Origin of the sequence: Succinispira mobilis DSM 6222, from assembly GCF_000384135.1 — a bacterium.
Lineage (GTDB): Bacteria > Bacillota > Negativicutes > Acidaminococcales > Succinispiraceae > Succinispira > Succinispira mobilis.
In genome coordinates this window covers 222,872-231,750 of sequence record NZ_KB913028.1, presented here as the reverse complement: position 1 = coordinate 231,750, position 8,879 = coordinate 222,872, and the positions used below count along the sequence as shown (strand labels likewise).

Here is an 8,879-nt window from a genome sequence, read left to right as displayed (position 1 = left end):
AAAAACAAGAAAGATAAATTTGAATGGATATGCTATATCCTGACAAATTTTACATAAATACTGTGCTGTGTCTAAGTTTTAGGCAGCACAATTATATCTGGTGGCGATAGCTAAGAGGATACACCTGTTCCCATACCGAACACAGTAGTTAAGCTCTTATACGTCGAAAGTACTTGGTTGGAGACGACCTGGTAGGATAGATAGTTGCCAGTTTTTAAATTAAAACGAGTCTACTTTAACTAGTAGACTCAATTTTTTTTTTATTTTTTTACTCTGATTTTGTGTATTATCCTGTGGATAATGTGGATAAAAGAATTGAGAGTTATCCACATTAGGGTATAAGTAACTTATTTTTGGCGAAATAAACCTATTTTGGTTACCTAAATAAGAAAAGTTATCAACCGAATGTGTATAACTTGTGGAAAACTGTTGATAACTTGTGTAAAATAAAAAAATAAGCTCTTAAACTGTAAAAAATTATTTTAGCAGTTAAAAGAGCTTATTTTTTTATTTAATTAGTCAACAATTTTAAATGCTTGAGCTTTAGCCATACAAATTGGACAGACATCTGGAGCCGTGCCCTCGTGAATATGTCCGCAGATAGTGCACAAGTATAAATCAGTTGTTACTTCATTATCGATATTCGCTAATGCTTTTTTATACAAATTAGCATGAACCTCTTCAGCGCCAGCGGCAAACTTAAAACCGCGTAAAGCAGCAGCTTGGTTTTCTGCTTGAGCATGTTCGATAAATTCAGGATACATAATTTGGTATTCGTGAGTTTCACCAGCAATAGCATCGGCTAGATTTTCTTTGGTTGATTTTATTTTACCCATATTTTTTAGATGCGTTAGAGCATGAATTGTTTCAGCTTCAGCTGCAGCTCTAAATAATTTTGCGGCTTGTTTATAGCCCTCTTTTTCTGCTTGTGCAGCATAAGCTGTGTACTTTCTGTTGGCTTGTGATTCGCCGGCAAAGGCTTCTGCTAGACCTTGTAATGTTTTTTCCATAATCATATCGCTCCTTTAAAATAAAAGTTTATTAATTAATAATAATTATCTAATAAAAAACAATAATTGTCAAGTCTTTGCTTAAAAAGAATAAAAAAATTTTGGTTAGTAAAAAAATTACTAGCCAAAATTTTTGTTTTGAGCTAGTGTTAAGTTTAACCAATGCTTTTGTTTGTTATTATTTTAAGCAGTTATCAATAGGAGGCGAAAATATGAAAATAGCTATTTTAGGTTCAGGAAATATTGCGGAAACTCACGCCCAAGCGCTTACAGAAAGTTCTGGTTATCAATTAAGGGGAGTATACTCGCCTTCAGGTGTGAATACGGCAAAGTTTGCTAACAAATATCAGATAACAGCCTACGCTAGCTTTGAAGAGCTTTTACGGGATAAGGAAATAGAAGTAGTTAGTATTTGCACGCCCAGTGGTTTGCACGCTAGCCAGATCCAGCAAATTGCTCAGGCTGGTAAACACGTTTTAGCAGAAAAACCTTTGGCAATAAATCTCGAGCAAGCCCAGCAAGCACTTAGTAGCTGTGAGGCTCAACAGGTATTTTTAGGGGTGTTTTTTCAACGCCGTTTAGAAACAGGGGTTCAGCAATTACAAAGTTTATTACAAAGTGAAACTCTTGGAAAAGTATTTGCCGCCAGCTGTCAAATTAATTGGTATCGTTCGCCTGACTATTACACAATGGCTAACTGGAGAGGGACTTTAGCTCTTGATGGTGGTGGGGTTGTGATTAATCAGGCTATTCATTACTTAGATTTATTAATACAGCTCTTTGGCTCCGTATCTACTGTTTATGCTGATGTTGGCACCTATGTGCAGGCAATAGAAGGGGAAGATTTTGCCTTGGCTCAAATAACCTTTAAAAGTGGGGTTAAAGTTAATTTTCAAGCAACAACAGCAGCTTATCCAGGATTTCCTAGTCGCTTGGAGATTTTTGCCAGTGCTGGTACGGCAATATTAGAAAATGAGCAATTAATTGCGGTACATAAGTTAAGGGCGGCACAGTCAACTAGTCAAGTTTTGGTAACACCAGCGTTTAGTGTAGACAAAGCGCAATCTGCAAAAAATACGCCTCAAGTTTCTTGTAGCCAACACCGTCAACTATATCAGCAATTTAAAGAGCAAATAAGCGCTTTTAGTGGCTATACGCCTAGTTACAAGCGAGAACTACTACAACCGATAGAACTAGTTGCGGCAATTTATCAGTCGAGTCGGGAAAAAAGATTAATAATTTTATAAAATTTTAAAAATAAAGCAGGATTTTTCAATTTTACAGAGAATTACTAATTAATCAGTTATTTAACGCGTTTAATTAAGTAAGGGAATTTTAAGAAAAGGTTAGGATGTAAATTAAGCAATGACACATATAATTTCAAATAATAAGCAGGTTAAAAAAGTAAATCGCATAAAAGTTCTGGATATTATCAGACGCAATGATTGCATTTCGCGTAAACAATTAGCGGTAATGACCGGTTTAACACCGCCAGCGATAACGGGGATTGTTAAAGAACTTATTGAACGGGGATTTATTGAAGAAGTTGGTTTAGGTAACTCACATGGCGGGCGCAAGCCGGTATCCTTAGTGTTTAAGGCTGACTTTGTTTATATTTTAGGCATTGAAATTAGTAAAAACACAATTTCTTGGGGTTTTACGGACATGAAAAATCCGCCTAATAATGTTAAACATTTTGCGGCTGATATGTCTGACCCTGATAAAGCCAGCACTTATTTAATTGAGTTAATTAAAACGGTTTTGCAAGAAAATGTAGATAAGAATTTTTTAGGGGTAGGAATAGCAGTGCCGGGTTTGGTGCTTGCAGATACGGGCACGGTAGCTCGTTCGGTTAATTTAGGTCCAGCTTGGAAGAATTACGCCTTATTAGATAAATTACAAAGTCAATTAAGTGTGCCGATTTTTTTGGATAACAACTCTAACGTGGCTGTACTAGCAGAAAAAATCTTTGATTTAGGGATTAATTATAGTGACATCGCTTATGTAAATATTGGTGATGGTTTAAGTGCCGGTGTTATTTTAGGCGATAATTTAGTTAAAGGCAATAAAGGTTTTAGTGGTGAAATTGGACATATTACCTTGCATATGCGGGGGGCGACCCTCTGTAACTGTGGTAATCGGGGTTGTTTAGAGACGGTTTGTTCGCTAACGGCTTTACTGAGAAAAATTGAAGTAGAAATGCCTTTTGTAGATGAGCAAGATCCGGCAAAACAGTTCTATTTGCAACGACAGTGTATTGGGGTGCGCGAATTACAGGAATTATTACCGCGCAATAGCAAATATTTAAATAAAATATTTTTACAATTTGCCGATAGCCTAGCTATTGCAATTTCGACCGTTATAAATATGTTTAACCCTGAAATAGTTATTATTGGTGGCAAAATGGCGATGCTATTAGAAAATTTCTTGCCTGAGCTTATTAAGCGCACTAAAGGTTATACTTTTCCAGAGCTATTTGAAGATACACAGATTGTGATTTCGAATATGCGGGAAGAAGCTAGTGTTAGTGGCGCTTGCGCTTTGGCCTTACAAGAAATTCTTAGTTTTTCCAATAATAATTTATTTGATAAAAGCTAGTTTAAAATCTGATGGAGGTGTTGTTTAAGGATATATTTAGTTGGCAAAAGGTTAATCTTAAGAAAACAATAGGGGGAATTTTAAAATGTCATTATTAAGTAAAAAGAATGTTGCAATCCTACTTAGTGGTCTAATGCTTACAGCGGTAGTTTCTGGCTGTGGTGGTGACAAAAAAGATGAGAAAAAAGATGCAAAGCCAATTGTTTTAAAATTAGCAGAAAATCAACCGGATGATTATCCAACAACTATCGGTGACAAAGAGTTTGCGAAAATCGTAAGTGAAAAAACTAAAGGCAGAATTAAAATTGAAGTTTATGCTGGTGGCCAATTAGGCGATGAAAAAAGCGTTATTGAAGCAATTCAAATGGGTGGGATAGATTTAGCGCGGGTAAATGCCCAACCGCTATCAGATTTTTCCAAAAAACTTAGAGTGTTATCATTACCATATTTGTTTAGAGATGAAGCACATTTATGGAAAACTTTAGACGGACAAGTAGGGGAAGAATTATTAACTTCTTTGAAAGATAGTAAAATGATTGGTTTAGCTTATTATGATTCGGGTGCGCGCAGTTTCTATAACTCCAAACGAGAAGTAAAAGTTCCTGATGATATGAAAGGCTTAAAAATTCGCGTACAACAATCAGAATTAATGATGGACTTAGTAAAATCACTAGGCGCATCACCAACGCCAATGGCTTATGGTGAAGTATATAGTGGCTTACAAACGGGCGTAATTGATGGGGCGGAAAATAACTGGCCAAGTTATTTCTCGACTTCTCATTATGAAGTTGCCAAAAACTATACTTTAGACTATCATACTCGTACTCCAGAAGTAGTAATTGCTTCTAAAACGGTTTGGGATAAATTAAGTGCAGAAGATCAAAAAATCTTAAAAGAAGCAGCAAAAGCTTCGCAAGAAGTACAAAAGAAATCTTGGAAAGCTTATGAAAATAAATCAATTGAAGCCGTAAAAGCTAAAGGCAACAAAGTTACTGAGGTAACAGATTATAAAGCATGGCAAGATGCCGTTAAACCAATGCTAGAAAAACATGGTAAAGATTTTAAAGAGTTAATTGAGAAAATCAATAATATTAAATAATTAAAAAGCAAAATATAGCACTGGTTAAGTTGACCAGTGCTATATTTTCCCCAAATGGTCAAGTTGAGGAAAGTTTTCTTAAACCAGTAGGAAAAAAAGCATAAAAATCACAAGATATTTTTGTTATTATAGTTGCTTTTAATTAGGCAAGAGAAAATTGTGTATTATTTTATTGTGCAGTAATTTGGGGAAGCCTAAGGTGCCAGACTTACATATTAGGAATAAATTTCTAGCAAATGCTAGTTACCGGTTGCATTATTAAGTGCAGGGAGGAGTGGAAATAAGTGTTAAAAAAAATAGAGCATTTTGTTACTAATATCATGGAATATCTAGGCATGGCCCTATTGTTATTAATGACAGCTACGGTATGTTTGACGGTATTTACCCGTTACTTTTTAGATTTTACGCCTGGGTGGGGCGAAGAATTAGCTTTAATAAGTATGGTCTGGTTTGGATTTTTAAGTATGGCAATTGGGGTATCGGAAAACTTGCATATTGGCATTACGATTTTAGATCATGCACTTTCTAAAAAAATGATGTTGTATTTAGATATTTTTAAATATGCAGCTGTAGGAGCTTTTTCCCTGTTTATGATTAGCGAGGGCTTGACTATGACGGAAATTGGGTTAGGCAACTTATTACCAGGGATTCAGCTTAGTTCCGCTTTTTTATACGCGGTAGTACCTTTGTCTGGTGTGGCAATTTTAGCCTATAGCATTATTCACATTATTATGCTAATTAAAAATGGACAGGAGGTATAGCGATGCAAACGGATGCAATTATGTTATTACTCGGAAGTTTTTTGGCAACGTTAGTATTACGGATACCAATTGCTTTTGGACTTGGAATTTCAGCAGTTTTAACTGCTTTGTATACAAATATTCCTTTGGCCATTTTAGCTCAAGGGATGGTACGTGGCATTAACTCTTTTTCGTTACTGGCAATTCCGTTTTTTATTTTAGCGGGAGAAATCATGGGCGAAGGCGGTATGAGCCAACGTCTAATTAGATTTTCTAATGCCCTTGTTGGTAAAGTGCGCGGCGGCTTGGCCCATGTAAATGTACTGGCCAGTATGTTTTTTGGCGGCATTTCTGGTTCATCAGTAGCGGATACGTCCTCGATTGGTTCCATTTTAATTCCGATGATGAAAAAGAAAGGCTATGATGATGATTATTCTGTAGCCGTTACAATTACAGGCTCAACTCAAGGGGTATTAATTCCTCCTAGTCATAATATGATTATCTATTCCTTAGTAGCAGGCAGTGGTGTTTCGGTCGGGGCACTATTTTTGGCGGGGATTGTCCCTGGTGTATTTTTAGGATTGTCCTTGATGGTAGCAGCCTATGTAATTGCGATAAAACGCAAATACCCTGTGGGCGAAGAAACTTCTTGGAAAGAAAAATTAGCTTCACTTAAGGAAGCATTTTTAGGCTTGTTTACGGTATTTATTGTTGTCGGTGGGGTTATTACCGGTTTTTATACCGCGACTGAAGCGGCGGCCATTGCGGCCTTATATGCTTTTGTGGTAACTTTCTTTATTTATCGCGATGTACCGCTTAGTCATATGGGGATAATTTTACGAAAAAGTTTGCGAACTTTGGCAATTGTTATGGCTCTAATTGCGACATCTAATGCCTTTGGCTGGATGTTAGCTTATTTAAAAGTGCCAGCCTTAGCGACACAAGCCTTATTAGGTGTTTCTAGCAATCCCAATGTGGTTCTGTTAGTTATCAATTTATTATTACTGTTTTTAGGTTGTATTATGGATATGGCACCACTTATTTTGATAACGACGCCGATTTTAATGCCAGTTATTCACAGTATCGGTGTGGATCCAGTACATTTTGGCATTGTAATGATGTTGAATTTATCCATTGGTTTGTTAACTCCACCCGTAGGTAGTACGCTCTTTGTAGGCTGTGCAATTGGGAAAGTTACAATTGAAAAACTATCAAAAACGATGTTACCGTTTTATGGGGTAATGATTTTAGTATTATTAGCAATAACCTACTTCCCGTCGATCGTAATGTTTATTCCACGGATGATTTTAGGTTAAAAAGGAGGGATTGTTTTGGCTTGGTCAGTAGAGGAGTTTAGTGAAAAGCTAGCTAAAATTCGTCACTTAATGCAACAGCAAAATGTAGACGGGGTGCTAGTAGGACAGCAAGTTAATTTATTTTGGCTAACAGGAGCACGTCCTTATGTAAATATGTTTGGTGACAAAGGTTGCTTTGATATTTTAGTAACCCATGAAAATGCTTATTTAGTTAGCAACAATATCGAACTAGCACGTTTGCAACAAGAAGAACTGCAACAATTAAACTTAGAGAGCTTGCAATATAACTGGTGGGATGGAGACATTAGCCGCTTAGTCGAACAAGTGAAACCCGCGGCGGTAATTGTGACGGAGGCAGGTTTAGCAGGTTTTAGTAGTTTGCGCTATACCTTATGCACGCCAGAAGTTGAGCGTTATCGCGATACCAGCTTAAGTGTGGCTAAAGCTGTAGAACAAGCTGCTTTGCAAATTGAAATTGGGCAAAGTGAACAAGAAATAGCCAACTTAATTCGGCAAAACTGCAATCGTTATGGGGTCAGTGCTTTTGTTACCTTAGTTGGGACGGATGAGCGGATTTTTAAATATCGCCATCCTTTGCCCACTGAAAAAAAACTAGAGCGCTATGCCTTATTAGCGGTAAGTGGGCGAAAGCATGGTTTATATGCCTCAATTACGCGGATGGTACATTTTGGACAACCCAGCCTCGAGATAATACAAAAACATCAAGCGGTGCAGGCCGTGGATGCAGCCTTTATTTTAAGCACCCAAGTGGGAGCAAGTGTCGCTCAAGCTTTTCAAGCGGGAATTACGGCTTATGCCGCTAATGGCTATGCCGAGCAGTGGCAATATCATCACCAAGGGGGCTTGGCTGGTTATCAATCCCGCGAATTTCGCGGTACGGCAAATTGTCCCGAAATTATTCAAGCGCAACAGGTTTTTGCTTGGAATCCAACTATCGCAGGCGCTAAATCGGAAGATACTATTTTAATTACCGAGCAAGGGCCAGAAATTTTAACGAAATCCAGTTTTTATCCAAGTCGGATTGTTGAGTTTGGCGATAAAAGTATTGCGCGGGCGGATATTTTAATCAGATAAGGGTTATAATTACGCTTGCTAAAGAGCAGTTAGGTGAAGGCAATAATTATGACTAAAAATGCAATAAATCAGGCCTAGAGCCTTAAATAGCAGTTAACGTTAAACAAGTAATCAGCAAAAATTAAAAAGAAATAAGCTAAGATATAAGCACTAATTGGAGAATTAGTGCAAAAAATGGAGGCGAGGAGCATGGAAAAATTTTTCCCAGCAAAACAAATAAATGGTTATCAATTGGTTACTCCAGTCGGCGAAGCCACAAAATTGACTGGTTTAGCCTTACTGAATTTACAAGCGCAAGAAAGCTATCAAGGCGAACTAGCCTTAGATAATGAAGGTGCGTTAGTTATTTTATCAGGTACGGCAGAAATTTCCGTAGATGGACAAAACTTTGGCGTGCTAGGCGGTCGGAAAGATGTGTTTAGTGGTTGTGCCGCCAGCGTATATTTACCAATTGGGGCAAAATATACAGTGAAGGCGCAAAGTGCCTTAGCGATTGCTATTCCTTTAGTTAAAGCTGAAAAGAAATTCCCAGCCTTTGTGGTTAGTCCAGAAGAAGTCGAAGTTAATCATCGTGGTTTGCTAAATTGGCAACGCGATGTACATAATATTTTAGAAGCTAAGGTAGAAGGCCGCGTGGATAAAATTATCTTAGGGGAAACTTTTACTTATCCAGGGCATTGGTCAAGTTACCCTTCGCATAAACATGATGTCTATAACCCGCCTATTGAAAGCAAGTTAGATGAAATTTATTTCTTTCAAGTAAAGCCTGATGCTGGGTTTGGCGTCCAAGTATTGTATAATGATGATTTAAGTTTACGGGAGTGCTATATGCTTAAAAATGGTGATAGTATTGCCATTCGTGAAGGTTACCACCCAGTGGTTGCAGCACCTGGTTTCCAAGTTTACTATTTGTGGGTAATGGCTGGTGATTATGGCCGTAAGCTAACGCCGCATGATGATCCTAATTTAACTTGGATTAATAATATTGCGCCAATGTTAAAGGCTAAATAAGCAGGTTTTG

8 protein-coding genes and 1 rRNA gene are annotated in these 8,879 nt (G+C 37.4%); 8 read left to right on the top strand and 1 reads right to left on the bottom strand.

Annotation, left to right across the window (positions count from 1 at the left end):
* Positions 1-96: 96 nt before the first annotated feature.
* Positions 97-213 (top strand): 5S ribosomal RNA (rrf, locus tag SUCMO_RS0101115).
* Between the two features lie 302 nt (positions 214-515).
* Here the strand turns inward: rrf and SUCMO_RS0101110 are convergent.
* Positions 516-1,010, bottom strand: coding sequence for a rubrerythrin family protein (locus tag SUCMO_RS0101110; protein ID WP_019878545.1), 495 nt, complete (start codon positions 1,008-1,010; stop codon positions 516-518).
* 212 nt (positions 1,011-1,222) lie between these two features.
* Here SUCMO_RS0101110 and SUCMO_RS10085 point away from each other — a divergent pair, with 212 nt between their 5' ends.
* The 7 genes from SUCMO_RS10085 to iolB all read left to right on the top strand — a co-directional run bounded on the left by SUCMO_RS10085 (position 1,223) and on the right by iolB (position 8,869).
* Entirely contained in the window at positions 1,223-2,257 is a 1,035-nt protein-coding gene (locus tag SUCMO_RS10085; protein ID WP_019878544.1) for a Gfo/Idh/MocA family protein, read from the top strand.
* 118 nt (positions 2,258-2,375) lie between these two features.
* Positions 2,376-3,608, top strand: a complete 1,233-nt coding sequence (locus tag SUCMO_RS0101100) for an ROK family transcriptional regulator (protein WP_019878543.1) — start codon at positions 2,376-2,378, stop codon at positions 3,606-3,608.
* Positions 3,609-3,693: 85 nt separating this feature from the next.
* Positions 3,694-4,707: a TRAP transporter substrate-binding protein gene (locus SUCMO_RS0101095; protein WP_019878542.1), complete on the top strand. Its 1,014-nt coding sequence runs from the start codon at positions 3,694-3,696 to the stop codon at positions 4,705-4,707.
* A 284-nt stretch (positions 4,708-4,991) separates the two neighbouring features.
* A complete protein-coding gene (locus tag SUCMO_RS0101090; RefSeq protein WP_019878541.1) occupies positions 4,992-5,468 on the top strand; it encodes a TRAP transporter small permease in 477 nt (158 codons plus the stop codon).
* A gap of 2 nt (positions 5,469-5,470) precedes the next feature.
* Positions 5,471-6,763, top strand: a complete 1,293-nt coding sequence (locus SUCMO_RS0101085; RefSeq protein WP_019878540.1) for a TRAP transporter large permease — start codon at positions 5,471-5,473, stop codon at positions 6,761-6,763.
* Positions 6,764-6,778: 15 nt separating this feature from the next.
* Complete coding sequence (locus SUCMO_RS0101080) at positions 6,779-7,858, top strand: M24 family metallopeptidase (protein WP_019878539.1); 1,080 nt, start codon at positions 6,779-6,781, stop codon at positions 7,856-7,858.
* A 189-nt stretch (positions 7,859-8,047) separates the two neighbouring features.
* Positions 8,048-8,869, top strand: a complete 822-nt coding sequence (gene iolB, locus SUCMO_RS0101075; protein ID WP_019878538.1) for a 5-deoxy-glucuronate isomerase — start codon at positions 8,048-8,050, stop codon at positions 8,867-8,869.
* Positions 8,870-8,879 lie beyond the last annotated feature (10 nt).